The sequence below is a fragment of the Shewanella sp. ANA-3 genome, from assembly GCF_000203935.1.
Lineage (GTDB): Bacteria > Pseudomonadota > Gammaproteobacteria > Enterobacterales > Shewanellaceae > Shewanella.
Genome location: NC_008577.1, coordinates 4,552,549 through 4,569,976 on the forward strand (window position 1 = coordinate 4,552,549; position 17,428 = coordinate 4,569,976).

A 17,428-nucleotide genomic window follows, 5' to 3' on the forward strand; every position below is an offset into this window, starting at 1 on the left:
TAATTGCTGGTGGAGTAAATTCTACACCACCAGCAATTGAGCGTTATCTCGCAACCACTCTTTACACTCACGGTAATCGGGCATCACCCGCTCAACCTCTTTCCAGAATTGTGGCGAGTGGTCATGATGCAGCAGATGGCAAAGCTCATGTACGACAACATAATCAACGATACGGTTAGGTGCTAACACAATCAACCAGTTAAATTCTAAGTCGCCGTAAGGGGTACAACTGCCCCACCGACTTTTAAAGTCTTTGATACGCACAATCGCCGTGTCTACGCCCACTACCGATTGATAACGGTCTACCTTCTCGCGGATTTTCTTATCAGCGTTGCGCTTATACCAGTGGACTAACGCTCGGCGCACAAAATGCGCTTGCTTGGCATATTCAGGCACAGTAACGGTAATTTTCCCATCAACCAATTTGGTCGGGCTCACTTTGCCGCTAACGACTTTCAAGCGATAGTTACGACCTAAATAAGGGAATGCTTCGCCAGAGACATACTCCTTGCCACGCAATGGCCGCGCCTCCGCATGAATCGCCAACTTTTCGAGAATCCATTGATGTTTAGCGGCCACCAGCTGGTGGACTTTCTCCGATGACAGCGCTTTGGGCACAACCACAGCAACCACGCCCTCCTCCACTTTAATGGTGGCGGATTTACGGCGCGAGGTACGTTCAACCCGCACCTCGTAGCCCGCTTGTTTGATTACTTCAATCTCTTGCATCGCGGTGACTGTCACTTGTTGCCAAACTTGTGCTTAGCCAGTTCAACAAAGCGGTCTTGCAGAGTTGCTACCAACGCTTTATCTCCAAAAGGCTGATCTAATATCACTCGCTTAATCTTTTTCTTCATCCGTTTGATTTCGTCTTCTTTATTGAAGAAATCGACGATCCGCGTCGCTTCATCCAATACTTGTACTAACGCCTGTGTCGTTGACTTAATTTGCTCATGCAATGCTTCATCAATCATATCGCCGTCATGGATACGAGTGACTTCAGCCAACAGAATATTGTAAAAGGCGAACTCGGTTTCACTCAGGCCAACATTTTGCGCCGCTTGCTTATGTGCAGTGCTCAAGTCATTGGTCATTTCCAGCAACAGCTCTAGCTGGCGCTCCCAGTTACCCGCCGTCTTCTCAATAATATCGCGTAAGCGCAAGCTCAACGAACGGTAATACTCGGGGTCATCCTCTAAATTGATATTGATGTGATGCTTAAGCGCACTCTCAATTTCTGAGGCCTTTGACTCAGGCGATTTAATCTTTTGCACATGCTCTTTAAAGTTAGCGGCCAGTAAATCTACCGGTGGAATTTTCGGGTCTACGCCGGTACTCAAAATGTGCTCGTCCACCAGCTGGCGCACCTTCTCGCCCACATCCAGCAAATCCATACCATCGTCACGATAACGATTGCGCGCCGCATGATGCACCTTGCCAAAGAAGGTCATATCCGGGATATAAGGCTTAGCTGAAGCATCAGGCAGAATCACGTTCAATTGCTTAGCAAAACGCTTGTAAGCCACTTCAAACTGCGCCCGGAAAGCATCGTCTTTCAGGACGACAACATAATCATCAACGTCATCACTGGTCACGCCTTTGAAAAACGCCTTAAGCCGCGTATGCGCAGCTTGCAGTTTAGGCAACTCATCTTTAAGGCTTTGGTAGGTGCCTTCGACATCATCGCTACTAAACAGCTCTAATGCATCGGTGAGATAACTGGTTAAACCGTAGTAGTCCACCACATAACCGCACTCTTTGCCTTTGTAGTTTCGGTTTACCCGCGCAATGGCCTGCATCAAAGTATGGTCTTGTAGCTTACGGTCGATATACATCACCTGCGCAATCGGCGCATCAAAGCCGGTGAGCAGCATGTCTTTCACGATCAAAAAGGCGGTATTATCAAACTTGCGCTGTTTCTCATCTGTGCCCGGTGAATCTATACCAAACGGCTTCTTAAAGTTAGCGATAACCTTCTTCTGGTGAACCTTATCGGTGTATTGGGCAATGTACTGCGGGTCATTATGATCACCGGAGATAATCACCTCTGATGGCGGCGCCTTTAACTCGTCTAAGGTCTTTTTGAAGAGGGTTGCCGCGTGGCGACTGCCAACGACGATCATCGCCTTAAATCCATCAGGCCGAATGCGCTCACGGTAATGTTTTAACAGGTCGATACAGACCCAACGAATGCGCGCTGGCGCTTCTCGTACCGCCTTTTCAACGCCGTATTTACGTTTAATCTCTTGCTGTTCTTCTTTGGTGTAATCGCCAAAATACTCTTCAAACAAGGCATCAAGCGATTCGCCCGCCACAGCGGTTTTTACCTCACGACCTTCATACAACAGCCTTACCGTTGCGCCGTCCTCAACGGCCTCATTGATTTTATATTTATCAATGTAGCCACCAAAGGCGGTATCCATCTTTTGGGTTTTCAACAATGGTGTGCCGGTAAAACCGATTTTGGGCGCGTTCGGCAAAGCGGCGTTAATGGTCGTCGCTAAGCCACCAAACTGAGTACGGTGCGCCTCGTCCGCCAGCACAATAATCTTGTCGGAGGTATTGATGTTAACAAAGCTCTTGTCGCCCTGTTGCTGCGCCTCTTTCTCTGCGTCTTGGAACTTCTGCACCATGGCAGTCACCAAGTCTGAGCTATCTTTTTTCAGCAGGTCACGCAGCGCGGCAACCGAATCCGCGTTATACACGGTTTCGCCTTGGGCCCCTTGAAAGGTGGCAGACAACTGCTCATCTAACTGAGTTCTGTCAGTCACAAAGACCAGCTTGTATTGCTTAAGCTCGAGGTCATGGCGCATTTTTACCGCCAGCATCACCATCGTCAGCGACTTACCACTGCCTTGGGTATGCCATACTACGCCAGACTTATCCTTGCGGGTTTTGCCGGTCTTTAATTGATGAATCACTTTATTCACCGCGCGGAACTGCTGATAACGCGCCACTTTCTTAATTAAGCGGCCATCATCAGGTTCAAACAGAATGAAGTTACGCACGATATCTAGAAAGTTCTCACGGCTGAACATCCCCGCCAGTAGCCGTTGCTGCGCGGTTACCTTTGCTACTTGGTAATCTGCTGGTGGCTCAGCCACTTGTGGCAGCTCACTACCCGCAGCGTCAACGCTGGCGACAGGCTGCTCTACCGTTAACTTTTTAGCTAATGGCACCACGTTATCGCTATCGACTTGGGCAATCTGCGCATCAGTCAGCGGATAAGCATCTTTCCAATCGGCGTAATACTGTGCAGGCGAGCTAATGGTGCCCACGCGGGCGATATCGCGGCTAGTAGATACCATCAGTTGGTTATACCAAAACAGCTTTTCTGCGCCTTCAAAATCTTCAGGATGGCGCTGATTAGCGTAGCGCCGCAGTTGGTCAATGCCACACACAACCGGCGTAGAGATAAACGGCGATTTACACTCAATCACCGCCAGCGGCAGGCCATTCACAAAACAGACAATGTCAGGAATGATGGTTTGCTTAGTGCCTTCCACCTTAAACTGATTGGTGCAGATAAATTCGTTATTGCTAACATCATCAAAATCAATCAGCTTAACCGTTTGGCCTTTCTTGCCCTTGCCAAGGTCTTGTTCGACCGAGAGATAGCCCACCATGGTTTGATAAAAACCGTGGTTATACTCCATCAAACCAGCGCATTGCGGGTGCGTCACCATGCGCACCACTTTGCGTAGGTTCTCCTCACTAATCCATGGATTAATCCGCTCAATCGCCTGCGTTAAGCGCTTCACCAATACCACATCACGCAAGTAATCACGTTCTTGATTACTGTGCTCCGGCGCCAGCGCTTTACCGGGAATATAATGCCAACCTAGCTGGTGCAGCTGAGCGATGGCGGGTTGCTCTACTTTGTCGAATTCGTTATTGCTCATGAGGCAACGCCCTGCCCACCAGCAACACGTTCATACTCAGCTTTCGCAGCGGCAACAGTATCGGTGATATGTTGCTTAACCCGTTCGATAATTTGCTCAACGCCAGCCTCAGACATCAGCTCAGCTAACGAGCATTCGTAACCTGATAAGAAACAAGGCTCATCATTTTTATCTTTGGCGGGCGTTGGGTTACTGCTGAAGTCAGGGTAGTGAACCCCAGACCAAATATTGCTATACCAACTCTCTTCAAACGTTTGATAGGGCGCGCATACCACCACACGCAGTACGCTTTGCGCCTTATCAACCGCTAGCGGCAAATTAAGGGCATCTGGTTCGCTTTTATGCCCATTACCATGGCTATCCACCCCAGTATCCGACACTACAATAAACTCAACCAAATAATCGCCAATACGCACCTTGTTATTGGCTAGTTGAAACTGGCTGTAGAGATAATGCGAGTTCATCCCCGGCAACAGATCCCATTGCCAATACTCGGTGATATTGCGATGGGTGGCAGGGGTAAGCGCAAAATCAGCATTGCCCCAGTAGCAAAAGGTCAGTTCAAGCTTGCTCGCCATCTCGGCAATGGTCGGTACTACGCGCTGATAATACGCTGCAATCAAACGGTGGGCGGTACGAACCTGTAATAGCAGATCATTCACTTGTTCCATGTATTGATATCCTTGAGTGATAGAGGGTGCGCGGCAGTAAACGCCAATAGATCGTGCCACAGGCGTTGAGGCTTTGCCGTGCCCGCGCGAGCAGGTTGCGCACCGACTTTAGCCAGTGGCTTATCTTGCAATAGCGGCGGCTGCAAGCTCAGGCGCGGTAGCGGGTGGTCGAGTAATGTCTTCCAGCTGTAGGCCTGTATTTTGAGTTGATATAAACGCGCCGCGTGCAGAATGTCGGCAATAATGCGCTTGTCTTGTTGATTACGCTCGCAGGCGAGCGCGCCCTTGTCGAGTTCCAATATGTCATTAACAACGGGCTGCCATGCCAAAGCGTTAATACCTGCCAGCTGGCTCTCAAACTCAGTATTGAGCTTTTTAATCCAATCATTAACCACCGCACGACTTGGAATACGGCCAATGGCGAGAAAGTACAGCGGTAACTGGCTACGCTCTTCCGCTTGCAGGTAAGACGCAATCTCTCGCTGCCATTGGTCAATATATTGGTCACCACCTTGCGGCGGTTTGATTTCAAGGATCACCGTTGCACTGGCAAAATTGAGTACCGCATCAGGCTCGACGCGATTGCGATCATCGCTATTTTCCAGTGAAAAGCTCGGCCAGAAATCAATCTGCTCAAAGTCATCAAACGCTGGCTCAGTCACTCCAAGCCAGCGTTGCATTAAGGTCGCTTGTACAGGCGCGGACAGATAGGCAAAGCGACCAAATACCGCCGCCGTCATCAGGTCTTCGCGGCCCTTAAATACCTCGCGCCAGCTTAGCGACTGCCCTTTGTCGCCGTCTATACGTCCCGCCTTTCCATGGAGAATTGCCTGTAACATTGCTCGTCCTTGCTAGTCGATGGCTACCCGCACCTTGCCCGTTAGTAGATCCTGCATGAGGGCTTTTTTAGTATTCCCTAAACTCGTCAATTTTCGCTGAACAACGATAATCCTGTTATCAATTCCATTGAAAATTTTGGCAATTCTTTGCTGCTCTGCAATGTCAGGAAGAGCTACTTTAAATTTACCGAGATCTCCGAGAGTCACAGTCAACTGAGCGTTTCCTATCGCATACAAATCAGCTTGTTTTTTACCCAACGGACTATTCAAAAACGATACTAAAAATTCGGAGTCGATTTTTTCATGATTAGGTTGAATAAAAGCAATGTGACGCTGAAAACTAAACCTATTATCTCCTGAGACAATAGCCGCATGGCCATACGAACCAACCGCAGTGTACAAAATATCCCCATTCTCCGGCTTTCTTCCTTTTGAAGCCAGTTCGTACATTTCCTCAGTAAGGAACGAAGCCTTTTCCCAATCAATGTTCCCATCTCTTACACAAGATACGTAAAGAAAAGGAATAGTTCCATCTGGCGAGGTCTTCACTGTCTGATGAGTACCGTCAGTGATTCGCTTCGACAAATTCTTTAGTGTTACGCAATTCCAAGCTTTCGGAATCCGGCCGACAGGGGAATCCTTAAACTCGGTGTGCGGCTTGCCATCGATGCCGACACCTTGGGTTAACAGCTCCTGCATCATGCCGGTTTTCAGGTCTTTGAGCTTGTCGATTTGCGCCTGTGTTTTCTCTATCACCTCATCCACCGAGGTCAGGATCTTGGCGATTTTTTGTTGTTCGGGGAGAGGGGGTAAAACAACATCTAAGGTGACCAACCGCTTTTGCTGAATCCCCTGAGCAGTAGTTCCTGTCGCATTCTCTCTAAGAGTATCCTGAAAGCTGTCGCTCCTAAGTTGTTGAAACAAAAAATCCGATGATGCTTTAGACTTATCATTCTTAAGCAGTATAACCCTCTGACTTAAGATATATCGGTCGTCATTCGGTACTAGTGCAATATTTCCTAATGGAGCTTCCATCGTAAAAAGAATGTCGCCTACTTCAGTCGTCCCCTTCGTCATCCATTTGTCATAAAGCTCATCCGACGCTAAATAACATTCTTTATTAAAATCAACTCGTCCCATCTGAACATTATTCGCGGATAATGCTCGGATGTTACCGCCACCCCACTCCATCCCAAGCTTTTTGGGAGTACGACCTCTAAAATCAATAACTTGCTTTATAACACTGCCTAGAGGCAACACATTCCAATTATCTGGAACCGTATTACTCATAACCCAGCTCCTTGAGATAGCCTTGCATCACACTCTCGGCAGTAGCAACCTCATCATCGAGTTGTTTCAGTGATACGTGGTACTTATCCCACCAGCGCTCTAATTGGCTGATGATGGCGGATGTGGCATCCGTGGCAAACTCGCGGATCCGCTCTTTGGCGCTGATATCGGTGCGGAACTGATAGTAGCCTTCGGACTTCAGCGTAAACACGCTACTGACATCGAAGCCTTGCAGGATCTCTTCTTGAATGTATTCGCTCTCGACCTCGCGCACGGGCACGCCGCCATGGAGGATGGCGCGGACATCAAAGATCTCTGCTGGTGGCGCGGTATCGGCGTAACGGCGAATATTGAGATTGTAGTCGTTGTCGCTAATCTCGCTCAGCTCAACCACTTGGGCGTAACGCTTAATGTTTTGGTAGTTGTTAAAGGTGGTGACGATTTTCTCAATATCCTGCGGGCGCAGTTTGTTTTGGTTTTTGCCTTCTTCGTACTCCAGCTCGCCATTGATAAACAGCACCTTGCCTTTGCGCTCAGCCGCTTTGCGTTTATTGATGATTAGTAGGCAAGCAGGAATGCCGGTGCCATAGAACAAGCCAGATGGCAGACCAATCACCGCTTCGAGTAAGTCATCTTCTAGAATGCCCTGACGGATCGCCTTTTCACTGGAGCCACGGAACAGCACGCCGTGCGGCATCACCACGCCAACCATACCTTCCGCATTGGTGCTGGCAATCATGTGCTGCACAAAGGCTAAGTCACCGGCATCTTTTGGCGGAGTGCCATAGGGGAAACGGCCAAAGCCGTCGTTATCGCATTCATCCTTGCCCCATTTCGCAAGTGAGAATGGCGGGTTGGCAATCACGCGGTCAAAGGTCATCAGCTCGCCGCCTTCGGTATGCTTAGGCTCGCGCAGGGTATCGCCCTTACGAATATCGGCACTGAGCACGCCATGCAGGAACATGTTCATCTTACAGATGGCCCATGTGTTTAGGTTCATCTCTTGGCCGAACAGCGACAGATTGCCGGGGTTCTCGCCATGGGCTGCTAGGTAGTTACGGGTTTGCACCAACATACCGCCGGAGCCGGAGGTTGGGTCGTAGATACGCATGCCCGCTTTAGGCTTGAGTAAAGCCACCAGCAGCGATACCACTTCACTTGGGGTGTAGAACTCACCGCCCTTTTTACCCGCGCTGTCGGCAAACATTTTGATGAGGTATTCATAGGCGGTGCCGAGCAAGTCTGGCCGCTCAAAATCTTCATTACGCAGGCGGTATTTGCTGAAATGCGACAGCAAGTCGCGCAGCTTTTTATCAGACAGCTTGTTTTTAATGTTGAAGTCGATAGTGACCAACACGCCTTCGAGGCTGCTATTGTATTCTTCAATCGCTTCGGTGGCTTTGTTGAGCGTTGCACCGATATCGTGTTTAAGGTCTTTCAACGCTGACCAGCGGGCGCTTTTAGGCACGAAGAAGGTTTTATCGTATTCGTCTTCATCTTGCGCCAGCGCCTCGGCTTGCTCTTTGGTTTTGCCTTTACCGAGGTAATACTGCACCACGCCTTCTTGCGCCTCTTCAAAGGCGTCAGACAGACGTTTTAAGAACATCATGCCGAAGATGTAGTCTTTGTACTCTGAGGCGTCCATATTGCCGCGCAGAATGTCAGCGGCTTCCCACAGGAAAGATTCAAGCTGTTGGAGAGTAAGTTTTTGGGTCATTGAACAATGCAACCTTAAAATGATTCTGGGCGTATCTTAACACCTGCGAACCAAATTGGATGTGTGAAATGTATCGATTTCAGTCTGTTACTTTTATGTCATTATGACTTCAGCTGTTCATCACGTTAAAACCTACTTAAGGATAAACCTATGTTGCAATGGAAAAGGACTAAAGCCGTTAAAGGTCAAAAACCGCTCTACACATTTGAAGAAATTAGTGATTCAACACTGCGGGTAACTCGTGATAATGATGGGGAAATTTTTGTTAGAGACTTCTCTATTGGGGACCGCTTCATTACATACGCCAAACTCAAAGTTGAAATGGAGTCTTTGAACCCTAACGGTGGTAGCGAGGAAAGCGGTTACTACTTAATTGTGAGAGAAGTTACCTCAAGTGGCACAGGAAAGAAAACCGACGTCAGCGCACAAAACCAAATCGACAAACTATATTTTGGGCAAGTAGATAACGAGGAATTCAAATCTCCACAAGAAGTAGATGATGGCGAAGTGTATACAGAAGGTTCAGTTAAGCGAGTACTTGTAAATAAATACGAAAGAGACGCTAAGGCAAGAAAAGCTTGTATTGCGCACCATGGGTGTCAGTGTAAAGTTTGCGGGTTCAACTTTTCAGAAACATATGGCTTGCACGGTGAAGGTTTTATTGAGGTACATCATATAACACCGCTCAGTACAATAAGTAAAAGCTATCAAGTCGATCCAATTAACGACCTAATTCCTGTTTGCTCGAATTGTCACTCTATGCTCCATCGCGGAAAAGAGCCATTAAGTATCGATGAGCTAACAAAGTTAGCAGATAAAAATTAGAAAGATCCCTTGTGGCAATGAATAGTGGAGAAAGTATGAGCTTTAGCAAGGATGTACAAAAGCAGTTAGGGCACTACGTCTATGCGTTAGTCGACCCTAGAGATGAGACAATTTTTTATGTTGGTAAGGCGTCAGCTAACAATCGCGCGTTTAACCATCTTAAATCATCCAAAGATGAAACTGGCGGTAAAGGCAGTAAAAATCATCTCATTGCAGAAATAAGGAGTTTCGAATTAGAGCCTAGGGTAGATATCATCCGCCATGGTCTTATAGACGAGCAAACGGCATTTGAAGTCGAAGCTGCGGTGATTGATGCCTTAGGACTAGAAAATCTCACTAACGAAGTGCTTGGACATAATATCATAAGAGGTAGGCAGACTAGTGATACGCTTATTAGGAGGTATGGTGCTGAGGCAATTTCTGTTACAGAACTCGAAACCAACGTGATTGTGTTCTACTTGAATGGAACCTATCACCCATCACTGAGTGAGCAGGCCCTTTATGACGCAACCCGTCAATACTGGGGAGTAAGTCTAGAACGTGCAAATAGTAAATATGAAGATGGCAGCTTAGTTTATCCTATCGCTTTAGCAGTAGTTGATAGTATTGTTGTTGGTGTATTTGATATTGTCCAATGGTTCCCTGCTGGGACAACTTACTCTAGTCGTTCGTCCAAAGTACGAAATACTGACGAGCCCGAAAAAAAGACCAAGGCAGAATTTATTGGAATGCCCAATCACAACAGTCCACTACTCCAAAAGAAATTGTTAGATGTGGATAACACACCATTGGTAGCTAAACAAAATGGCTTCCAATATTTCGATGTGTACTAATACAAAACTGTTACACCCAGTGTCCATAGCAATATGTCTATGGGCACTAACTGAATGCCAAACGGTTACTAAAATGGTTACTAAACAAATAAAAAACATTAAAATAATTTATCAATAAATTGATTTTAATAACATTTACCCATATAACCAATAAGCAGATCCAAAACGTCGAATAGTGTTATTTGTGTTATCTAAAACCAAAAGCCCTTTTTTAGGGCTTTTGGTTTTTTGAAAGCTAGCCGAGTAATGAGATTAGCTTCTGCTGTAGCTCATGGTGGGAGGCGACTTGAAAGTGCGGGCGAATACCTGCGGGGGCAGCGTGTCCATGGACGTTATACCAACAGGTGTGGAATCCCGCATTGATGCCGCCTTGAATGTCTGAATGTGGGTTATCACCCACCATTAACACTTGTTCGCGCGCAGGCTGGCCCATCAACTCAAGGGCGTATTCAAAGATACCGACATCGGGTTTTGCGATGCCCACTTTTTCTGAAATCACTAAAATATCAAAATGATGCTGTAAACCAGTACGCTCTAAACGCACTGTCTGCAACTCGGTAAAGCCATTGGTGATGATCCCCATTTTGGCTTTTCCCTGCAGCGCGGCCAGTAATTCACGGGCACCGGGCAAGGGCGCACAAATCTCTGCCATAGCCGTTAAAAATGCACTGTTTAGGGTTTGAGGGGTCACAGCAAGCTTTGCCGCCCAAGGCTCGAAGCGTATGGTTTGCAGTTCGGCGGCGCTGATCTTGCCATCCTGATACTCAACCCACAGCGGCTTATTTACACTTTGATATTCATCGAAATCGGCCCGAGTAAAATCGATGCCAAAGCCTGAAAACATCCGCTTCAACCCTTCGAAAGCATCAAAATAAAATAGGGTTTCATCGGCATCGAAAAGCACCCAAGAGTAAGGTGCGGCCGAAGAATTAATCTGGCTTGAGAACGACATAACACTCCTAATAACAAACAAAAATCAAATGCTAAGCATGAAAAAACTATGCGACAACCCTAAAAATAATCAACACAACAGCCAGTCACAACTTGGGATGTTTTTCACATAGCCGAGAATGACAAAACAACCCGTTCGCTACAATATGATGAGGTTGAACGGCAATTAACACCATATCACAATGAGCAATTCGCGTGCTTTACCTGCGGCGTAGGTTGTTTCACCCGATTAAGGAACACGACACCCGCTAACATCAAACATACTCCAACGAGCGACGCCCAATGCATACCGCTGGCGCTAGATATTATATCCAGCACAACGCCTGTCAGCATCTGCCCACATATTACGAGCAATGTACAACGCATCACCCCTAACGATGGCAATGCCCAACTATTTAGCACGACAAATAAAGCGCCAATGACTCCACCAAGGTACAAATACACTGGCGGCTGACCTTGTAGCTGATTTGCGCCACTCTCTAGGCAGATTATCCATGCACTCAAGACTACAAAGCCCACAATATGATTACAGCAAGATGCGATTAACGCATGGCTATGTTTTGCCAAGGCACCATTAAAGGTTCGGCTTAAGGCAATTAAACCGCCATTAAGCAGTGCGATAAGTACCATCAATTCCATTCAATTTCCCCTGCTACGCCAGCTAATGTGAATAAATCACTAACATGGCTCCCAACAAAATCATTACCATAGCAATGACTTCTGTGAATCGAATGCGCCGCTTAACGACACCGAAATAACCACAACAGTCGAATATACAGCTCAAGATTAACTGCCCCACAAGCATCAAGGCTAAGGTACCAGCTAAGGCTAATTCACTGTTGACTGTGACAGCGGCCAACACAACCGTCGCAGCACCAGGAACACCACCTAAATACGCCCACCAAGGTAACCATGATCGACTCGCATCGGCATTCAAAGTCGACTTGGCTTCCTTACCCACCAGCCTTTTTCTCAGTAAAAACAGCATCAACAATACTGTTATTGCCCCAATACCATGAGCCATCCAAGATGCCAAAAGCGGTGAGCTATACATAGCAAGCTGGCTATTGAGCTTAATCATTAATGCCAGTAAAACGCCGGAGCAGAGCGCCACAAAGGACATAAATAAGGTCAGTTTGTTTGACGTTTGCATCAAAACAGTCCATCCATTTTTGTTGCAAAATAGTCTACAGTGATAGTTTAGGCCTTATAATCCACCATAATAGAAACTTATTGTTGAGCTTTAGCTGACAATCAATGTTGATAATTTCCGCTTTAAGCGAGAAGTGAGAAGTGAGAAGCAAGTGAGGCTCTAAATCCCCTCATACTCAACTTAACGTGATATAAACAAGACCTACAGCCAAGTCTCGGCTGTTACATCATCGTTTGATAAAGGAAGCCCTGCATGGAACATTTCTCCGCCCTGCCCATTTTCGTCACTGTGGTGGAATGCGGTAGCTTTTCCGCTGCGGGACAAAAACTCGGGCTGAGTAAATCAGCCATCAGCAAACGAATCACACAGTTGGAGCAACACTTAGGGATTCAACTGTTACAACGCACCACTCGCAGTTTGAGCCTAACGGATGCTGGCGCGCGCTATTTCGAATATATTCGCCCCGCTGTGCAGCTCACCCAAGAAGGATTAGATGCCATCTCCGAATTGCAGCAAACACCTAAAGGCAATCTGCGAATTTCCGTGCCTATGGTGTTTGGCCGCTTGTATATTGCACCTTTAATCGCTGAGTTTTTAAAACGTTACCCCGATATTCAGCTGCAAATGCAAATGGATGATAAGACCACGGATTTAATCGCAGGCGGCTTCGATTTAGCCATTCGCATCGGCGAACTGCCCGACTCCAGCCTTATCGCCCGCAAAATTGCCCCTTGTTTGAGCGTGATTTGCGCATCCCCCGCATATCTAGCGCAGCACGGTTCACCCATGACTCCTAGCGGGTTAACTCAGCACAACTGTTTGTTTTACAGTTACTTTCAAGATGGTGTGGAATGGAGTTTCCACAGTCCCTATGGCGTGCAACGTGTTCAACCCAAAGGCAATTATCAGGTGAATAATAGCGATGCTATCCACCAAGCCTGTCTTGATGGCCTTGGTATCGCCAATCTGCCACGCTTTATCGTAGAGTCCGACCTACAGGCTGGGCGTTTACAAACGATACTGACTGACTTTCCACTCCCCGAACATGGTATTTATGCTGTGTATCCACAGCGAAAATACCTCCCAACCAAAGTGACGGTATTGATTGGTTTTTTGATGGAGAAATTGGCGAGTGGCAAGTTTGTATAAATTTCAAAGTGATAGACAATTTTGAGTAGTTGGTCTAACTGATTGAAAATCAGCCACTCTCAATGCTACATTAAAGGGCGATTTAATAACCAAGGATGGAGAATGAACCAAGAATCACTTTTTGAAGATTTACCTGAAGTAGACTCAGGTAAATATGAAGCAAGCATGTTATCCAATCAGAAATTTTGTGATCAAGTAGAACAATCCCTTGTGGCGCTAGGCTTCCGTGAAGTACAAGGTGTTCCATCTCAAAACGAGTTCCTTAAAAGTGCGCCTTATACAGATATGTATGGTGGGATTCGAAAGGCTGCATTCTTAGTACAGCATCAAACACTTGGAGCAGTCCGAATTGAAGCTCACAAGCAAGAGCAAAGCGGTTCTGTCGATCAAAAATTTCCTTTTTTCCTAGAGTCTCTTCGCCTCGCGCCAGAACACAATTTAGTCATTTTACTAGGTGGGAAAGGCTATAAACAAAAAGCTTTTGACTGGATAAAAACTGCTGCAAGAAATACTCAAGACAAACAAATCAAGGTCTTTAGTGACCTTGATGAATTTATTAGTTTTTTCGTTTCAAAATAACCAAAAGGGTCGAACAATTCCGACCCTTTCTTTTACTAAACTTCACCAATCCCACAATCTATCAAATACTTATAAGTATGATCATAAAAATTGGGATCTCGAGTCTCATCTGATTTATCGCCTTTAGGAACGAATATCACCATGCCCTGACGAGCCCGAGTCAACAATACGCGATAAGCATTTTCAAGGTATTTTTGCCGAACTAATTGGCTTCGTTTTTGCCATTTGGTTCCTACAAACTGCCAATGCTCAAATGCGTGAGCATTGAAACGGTAATCTGCATCCCAAGCCACAACACACCAGTCTAGCTCTAGCCCTTGTACATCAAATTCAGTAGCAACATCCTCTAAAAATTCGGCAGAACGAATATCTTCAGCACCACTTAAAAACCACTTAGCGGGGTCTATCTCGTTCTTAACGAAAATACCCTCAGCTTTAAGCCTAATGCCGTTAGAAGAAGCAAGCAGCCCCATAGACTCATTGGCTCGTTTGTGAAGATTAACCCAAGCTTTGGCTTTAGCTATATCCCGAGTGACTTTGATAGGGTAGACATGCTCTAGATCTTTATAAATGCTAACAGCAAGCCCGCATTGCCCAGCAACCAAGTAATGAATAAAACTGGACAACTTTTCAGCACGGAAAGATCGCATTGATGTGGCAAGATGTAAGTTAGGTAAGACATTCGCCCTTGAAACCGCATTCAGATCTACGCCTAGCGAAACATACTCACCTGACAATAAAGCTGTGGAAAAATAGACATCCCAATCTAAGAACTTGGCCTTAAGCGCATCCAACCAACCTGCTAGTCCTGCCTCACCTTTATTAATCTCCTGTCCACCACCTACTAGCGCAATAATAAACGCCCAGTCTTGACGACGGTCCATTACTTCGATGAGAAATTCAGGCTCTGATTTATCAAAGTCGACAATACCTCGCTTACGGCGCATAAAATCGCTTGCCTGCTCTTTATCCCACGCCCGTTGAGCCTCATCAAATATGGCCACTTTTTCAGGCGGCACGCCACCATGCAGGTATTCATCCCTAAAGCGATGGATATTTTGAATAAATGATTCAGTCTCCTTTCTGGTTGCACTGATAGAATCACCAGTTCTGGACGATCTATCCCTAGCTAAGGCTTCCTGTAATACCGCCACCAAGGGGCCATTACCACTGAGGAAAACAGAATACTCATTCTCTTCCCTGTTTGCGTGAATACTCGCAATATTAAGCCCCACAAGGGTTTTACCCGCCCCCGGAACGCCGGTAACGAAACAAATTATTTTTCGCTTATTGATCCGAGCATTGTGAATCAACTGAAGTAATTGCAGGCTCGTTTGCCCAAGATTTTGAGTATCCGCTTCACTACGAGCAATATCTTCAACATTGTGCGACGCATACAGAGCTTGTGCCGCTTCGATAATGGTTGGCGTCGGTAAATAACCAGAATCAGCCCACAAATTGGGATCAAAAGTAGGTTGATTCAACTGTTCAGCAATTAGGCGCATTCTTGAAAATAATTCATCGGGAGAAATGCACAAGGTCGAAGCAACATTATCGCCTGCGAATATTGGATCTTTCGATTGGCTGGTCGCTTTGGTGGCGACCAGCAGAGGGACTAGATATTTATCATGGCTACCTAGATGAAAGTTCTTTAAATCTAAGGCATATCCATGAGCCTGCCTCATATCGGCAGCGGTAAATACTGTTGCGCCAACTTTAAACTCTACTACAAAAACAATCCCTTTAAATATCATCACGACATCAGCACGTCGTCCCATTCGTGGGATCATAAACTCAATGAAAATATGCCCTTCTTGCTCAACACTCTCGGTCAAGGAGCGTTTGAGAACTTCAATTTCAGTCAACCAAGCGCGAGTTTGTGAATACAATAAATGCTGAGTATGGAAACGTGATATCTGTCCGGTAATCGCATAGGGCTCTGCTGATAGAAAATCTTTAAAACTCGCCGAATAAAATGCTCGTTGAGTCATAATGATCCCTCAACGGTAAAATCTAGAAGTTGTTTCGCGGGAATATCTAAGGCTTTAGCGAGCTTGAATATATTAATCAAACTCACATTACGCTGACCACGTTCAATGCCGCTGACATATGTTCTGTCCATGTCAGCTTTTAATGCGAGCTGCTCCTGCGAAAACGATCTCTCAAGTCGCAAACTTTTTAGATGAGTACCAAATGAGGTAAGCAAATGATCTTCCATGAATAATCCTGCTAAGAGTTTTCATGATGATCTTTACTTGTAGACAATACGTCTACGGACTATAAGTCACATTCAATATCTAGCACATAATGATTTTGGCATAAGATCACACAGGGTAATCACTCACAAAATGCAAAATGATTATTGGCGCTGAATCCATCTACTTCCCACTCGGCAATAAGTACCTCGTACTTCGGCCGCCGGCGTCGGCTTTTACTAAAAAGCCTTGCTCGACCATTTGCGCAAGGTGACGGGTGGCTGTGGCTCGGCTCACCTTAGCGACCTTTTGATACTGGCTACTATTCATTCCTAATTCAAAATCGCCATCTAACATCCGATTGAGCACTTTGGCTTGCTCTTGACTCAATAAGGATTGATCGAGATTTTGCCAATACTGCGTTTTCCGAAGAGTCTTGTTCACCTCTCCCATCGCATTGAGTAAGCAATCATTAAGGGTTTCAAAAAACCATACTAACCAAGGAGTAATATCGACATTACCCCTTTGGGTGGACTCTAAAATGTCATAGTAGGCTTGGCGACGGGCCAGAATACTGACCGACATAGCGTAAAAGCGAATTGAGCGTTTTTCCGCTTGCGCCAAAGCTAAATCGGTCAATAAACGCGTGATGCGCCCATTTCCATCATCAAGGGGGTGTAGAGTCACAAACCAAAGGTGAGTTATCGCCGCGCGGATAAGCGGATCTAAACCCAGATCTTGCCTTGATGCATTAAACCATTCAATAAACTGCGAGAGTTCAGCGTCCAACGTCGCTCGAGAGGGTGCCTCAAAATGTACCGTTGGTTTATCAATCCGGCCTGAGACAACTTGCATAGGCGTATCGCCACGTAGCACTCCACCAATAACGGGGTTAAAGAGCGTATAACCCTGGGGAAATAACTGTTTATGCCAACCTAATATCCGCTCAAGGGTTAACTCTGTATCTAAATTTTTTAAGGCATCGAGCATAATGTCAGCCAAACCATCGGTTTGCGCAGTGGTCGGATACGGTTTGTCTTCGGACACACCGAGTTTTTTAGCCAAGGATGAGCGCACCGAAGCCGCATTGAGCTTTTCACCTTCAATGGCACTGGAGTGGATAATGTTAGCGAGTAAGGTGTTGAGTGCCGCCGCTGAGGTTAACTGGCTGTCGTCGTGACTTAGCATTTGCTTGCCGAGCAGTTGGCCCTGATTGAAATATACCTGACGTATCAGGGCATCAACTCTGCTGATATTCCAATGAAATTTAGGCCAATCGACTTGCTGCCAAATCCACATATCTTACCCCATGAGTCAAATAACA

The 17,428-nt window shown here is 46.3% G+C and carries 16 protein-coding genes; 4 read left to right on the top strand and 12 right to left on the bottom strand.

The genetic code is table 11. The features are described 5' to 3' along the window. Window positions 1-21 precede the first annotated feature (21 nt). The 6 genes from SHEWANA3_RS19805 to SHEWANA3_RS19830 are packed head-to-tail and all read right to left on the bottom strand — an operon-like array spanning window position 22 to window position 8,419. Window positions 22-744 carry a SprT family zinc-dependent metalloprotease gene (locus SHEWANA3_RS19805; RefSeq protein ID WP_240520052.1) on the bottom strand — a complete coding sequence of 241 codons (723 nt, stop codon included), beginning with the start codon at window positions 742-744 and terminating at the stop codon, window positions 22-24. Further along, window positions 741-3,902 (bottom strand): type I restriction endonuclease subunit R, encoded by a 3,162-nt coding sequence (locus tag SHEWANA3_RS19810; RefSeq protein ID WP_011718532.1) that lies wholly within the window; start codon window positions 3,900-3,902, stop codon window positions 741-743. Before SHEWANA3_RS19810 ends, SHEWANA3_RS19805 begins: the two co-directional genes overlap by 4 nt. After that, a complete protein-coding gene (locus SHEWANA3_RS19815) occupies window positions 3,899-4,573 on the bottom strand; it encodes a hypothetical protein (protein ID WP_011718533.1) in 675 nt (224 codons plus the stop codon). Before SHEWANA3_RS19815 ends, SHEWANA3_RS19810 begins: the two co-directional genes overlap by 4 nt. Continuing rightward, window positions 4,561-5,412: a hypothetical protein gene (locus SHEWANA3_RS19820; RefSeq protein WP_011718534.1), complete on the bottom strand. Its 852-nt coding sequence runs from the start codon at window positions 5,410-5,412 to the stop codon at window positions 4,561-4,563. The genes SHEWANA3_RS19815 and SHEWANA3_RS19820 overlap by 13 nt, the downstream gene beginning before the upstream one ends. A gap of 12 nt (window positions 5,413-5,424) precedes the next feature. After that, window positions 5,425-6,702 (bottom strand): restriction endonuclease subunit S, encoded by a 1,278-nt coding sequence (locus tag SHEWANA3_RS19825; RefSeq protein ID WP_011718535.1) that lies wholly within the window; start codon window positions 6,700-6,702, stop codon window positions 5,425-5,427. After that, window positions 6,695-8,419 carry a type I restriction-modification system subunit M gene (locus SHEWANA3_RS19830; protein WP_011718536.1) on the bottom strand — a complete coding sequence of 575 codons (1,725 nt, stop codon included), beginning with the start codon at window positions 8,417-8,419 and terminating at the stop codon, window positions 6,695-6,697. The genes SHEWANA3_RS19825 and SHEWANA3_RS19830 overlap by 8 nt, the downstream gene beginning before the upstream one ends. A gap of 150 nt (window positions 8,420-8,569) precedes the next feature. On the opposite strand from SHEWANA3_RS19830, the gene SHEWANA3_RS19835 reads away from it, so the two are divergent. Together SHEWANA3_RS19835 and SHEWANA3_RS19840 are read left to right on the top strand one after the other, a co-directional pair. Then, window positions 8,570-9,244: an HNH endonuclease gene (locus SHEWANA3_RS19835; protein WP_011718537.1), complete on the top strand. Its 675-nt coding sequence runs from the start codon at window positions 8,570-8,572 to the stop codon at window positions 9,242-9,244. 35 nt (window positions 9,245-9,279) lie between these two features. Next, window positions 9,280-10,077: a hypothetical protein gene (locus tag SHEWANA3_RS19840; protein WP_011718538.1), complete on the top strand. Its 798-nt coding sequence runs from the start codon at window positions 9,280-9,282 to the stop codon at window positions 10,075-10,077. A gap of 235 nt (window positions 10,078-10,312) precedes the next feature. Here SHEWANA3_RS19840 and yjjG read toward each other — a convergent pair whose 3' ends face one another. The 3 genes from yjjG to SHEWANA3_RS19855 form a co-directional block, all read right to left on the bottom strand. Beyond that, window positions 10,313-11,029 carry a pyrimidine 5'-nucleotidase gene (gene yjjG, locus SHEWANA3_RS19845; RefSeq protein ID WP_011718539.1) on the bottom strand — a complete coding sequence of 239 codons (717 nt, stop codon included), beginning with the start codon at window positions 11,027-11,029 and terminating at the stop codon, window positions 10,313-10,315. A gap of 176 nt (window positions 11,030-11,205) precedes the next feature. Beyond that, window positions 11,206-11,667 (bottom strand): DMT family transporter, encoded by a 462-nt coding sequence (locus tag SHEWANA3_RS19850; protein ID WP_011718540.1) that lies wholly within the window; start codon window positions 11,665-11,667, stop codon window positions 11,206-11,208. Between the two features lie 22 nt (window positions 11,668-11,689). Next, window positions 11,690-12,181 carry a DMT family transporter gene (locus tag SHEWANA3_RS19855; RefSeq protein ID WP_011718541.1) on the bottom strand — a complete coding sequence of 164 codons (492 nt, stop codon included), beginning with the start codon at window positions 12,179-12,181 and terminating at the stop codon, window positions 11,690-11,692. Between the two features lie 252 nt (window positions 12,182-12,433). Here SHEWANA3_RS19855 and SHEWANA3_RS19860 point away from each other — a divergent pair, with 252 nt between their 5' ends. Then, a complete protein-coding gene (locus tag SHEWANA3_RS19860) occupies window positions 12,434-13,330 on the top strand; it encodes a LysR family transcriptional regulator (RefSeq protein ID WP_011718542.1) in 897 nt (298 codons plus the stop codon). A 102-nt stretch (window positions 13,331-13,432) separates the two neighbouring features. Beyond that, window positions 13,433-13,909 (top strand): PD-(D/E)XK nuclease superfamily protein, encoded by a 477-nt coding sequence (locus SHEWANA3_RS19865; RefSeq protein WP_011718543.1) that lies wholly within the window; start codon window positions 13,433-13,435, stop codon window positions 13,907-13,909. A gap of 35 nt (window positions 13,910-13,944) precedes the next feature. On the opposite strand, the gene SHEWANA3_RS19870 is transcribed toward SHEWANA3_RS19865, so the two are convergent. The 3 genes from SHEWANA3_RS19870 to SHEWANA3_RS19880 all read right to left on the bottom strand — a co-directional run bounded on the left by SHEWANA3_RS19870 (window position 13,945) and on the right by SHEWANA3_RS19880 (window position 17,403). Beyond that, window positions 13,945-15,900, bottom strand: coding sequence for a DUF2075 domain-containing protein (locus SHEWANA3_RS19870; RefSeq protein ID WP_011718544.1), 1,956 nt, complete (start codon window positions 15,898-15,900; stop codon window positions 13,945-13,947). Continuing rightward, window positions 15,897-16,127: a helix-turn-helix transcriptional regulator gene (locus SHEWANA3_RS19875; protein ID WP_011624886.1), complete on the bottom strand. Its 231-nt coding sequence runs from the start codon at window positions 16,125-16,127 to the stop codon at window positions 15,897-15,899. The genes SHEWANA3_RS19870 and SHEWANA3_RS19875 overlap by 4 nt, the downstream gene beginning before the upstream one ends. Window positions 16,128-16,287: 160 nt before the next feature. Continuing rightward, window positions 16,288-17,403: a Fic family protein gene (locus tag SHEWANA3_RS19880; RefSeq protein ID WP_011718545.1), complete on the bottom strand. Its 1,116-nt coding sequence runs from the start codon at window positions 17,401-17,403 to the stop codon at window positions 16,288-16,290. Window positions 17,404-17,428: the final 25 nt, after the last annotated feature.

Excerpts from the sequence above, each read along its gene's own strand:
- SHEWANA3_RS19835 (WP_011718537.1), top strand. The coding sequence starts at position 8,570 with ATGTTGCAATGGAAAAGGACTAAAGCCGTTAAAGGTCAAAAACCGCTC.
- SHEWANA3_RS19825 (WP_011718535.1), bottom strand. The coding sequence starts at position 6,702 with ATGAGTAATACGGTTCCAGATAATTGGAATGTGTTGCCTCTAGGCAGT.
- yjjG (WP_011718539.1), bottom strand. The coding sequence starts at position 11,029 with ATGTCGTTCTCAAGCCAGATTAATTCTTCGGCCGCACCTTACTCTTGG.
- SHEWANA3_RS19840 (WP_011718538.1), top strand. The coding sequence starts at position 9,280 with ATGAGCTTTAGCAAGGATGTACAAAAGCAGTTAGGGCACTACGTCTAT.
- SHEWANA3_RS19865 (WP_011718543.1), top strand. The coding sequence starts at position 13,433 with ATGAACCAAGAATCACTTTTTGAAGATTTACCTGAAGTAGACTCAGGT.
- SHEWANA3_RS19830 (WP_011718536.1), bottom strand. The coding sequence starts at position 8,419 with ATGACCCAAAAACTTACTCTCCAACAGCTTGAATCTTTCCTGTGGGAA.
- SHEWANA3_RS19820 (WP_011718534.1), bottom strand. The coding sequence starts at position 5,412 with ATGTTACAGGCAATTCTCCATGGAAAGGCGGGACGTATAGACGGCGAC.
- SHEWANA3_RS19850 (WP_011718540.1), bottom strand. The coding sequence starts at position 11,667 with ATGGAATTGATGGTACTTATCGCACTGCTTAATGGCGGTTTAATTGCC.
- SHEWANA3_RS19880 (WP_011718545.1), bottom strand. The coding sequence starts at position 17,403 with ATGTGGATTTGGCAGCAAGTCGATTGGCCTAAATTTCATTGGAATATC.
- SHEWANA3_RS19815 (WP_011718533.1), bottom strand. The coding sequence starts at position 4,573 with ATGGAACAAGTGAATGATCTGCTATTACAGGTTCGTACCGCCCACCGT.
- SHEWANA3_RS19855 (WP_011718541.1), bottom strand. The coding sequence starts at position 12,181 with ATGCAAACGTCAAACAAACTGACCTTATTTATGTCCTTTGTGGCGCTC.
- SHEWANA3_RS19810 (WP_011718532.1), bottom strand. The coding sequence starts at position 3,902 with ATGAGCAATAACGAATTCGACAAAGTAGAGCAACCCGCCATCGCTCAG.
- SHEWANA3_RS19870 (WP_011718544.1), bottom strand. The coding sequence starts at position 15,900 with ATGACTCAACGAGCATTTTATTCGGCGAGTTTTAAAGATTTTCTATCA.
- SHEWANA3_RS19860 (WP_011718542.1), top strand. The coding sequence starts at position 12,434 with ATGGAACATTTCTCCGCCCTGCCCATTTTCGTCACTGTGGTGGAATGC.
- SHEWANA3_RS19875 (WP_011624886.1), bottom strand. The coding sequence starts at position 16,127 with ATGGAAGATCATTTGCTTACCTCATTTGGTACTCATCTAAAAAGTTTG.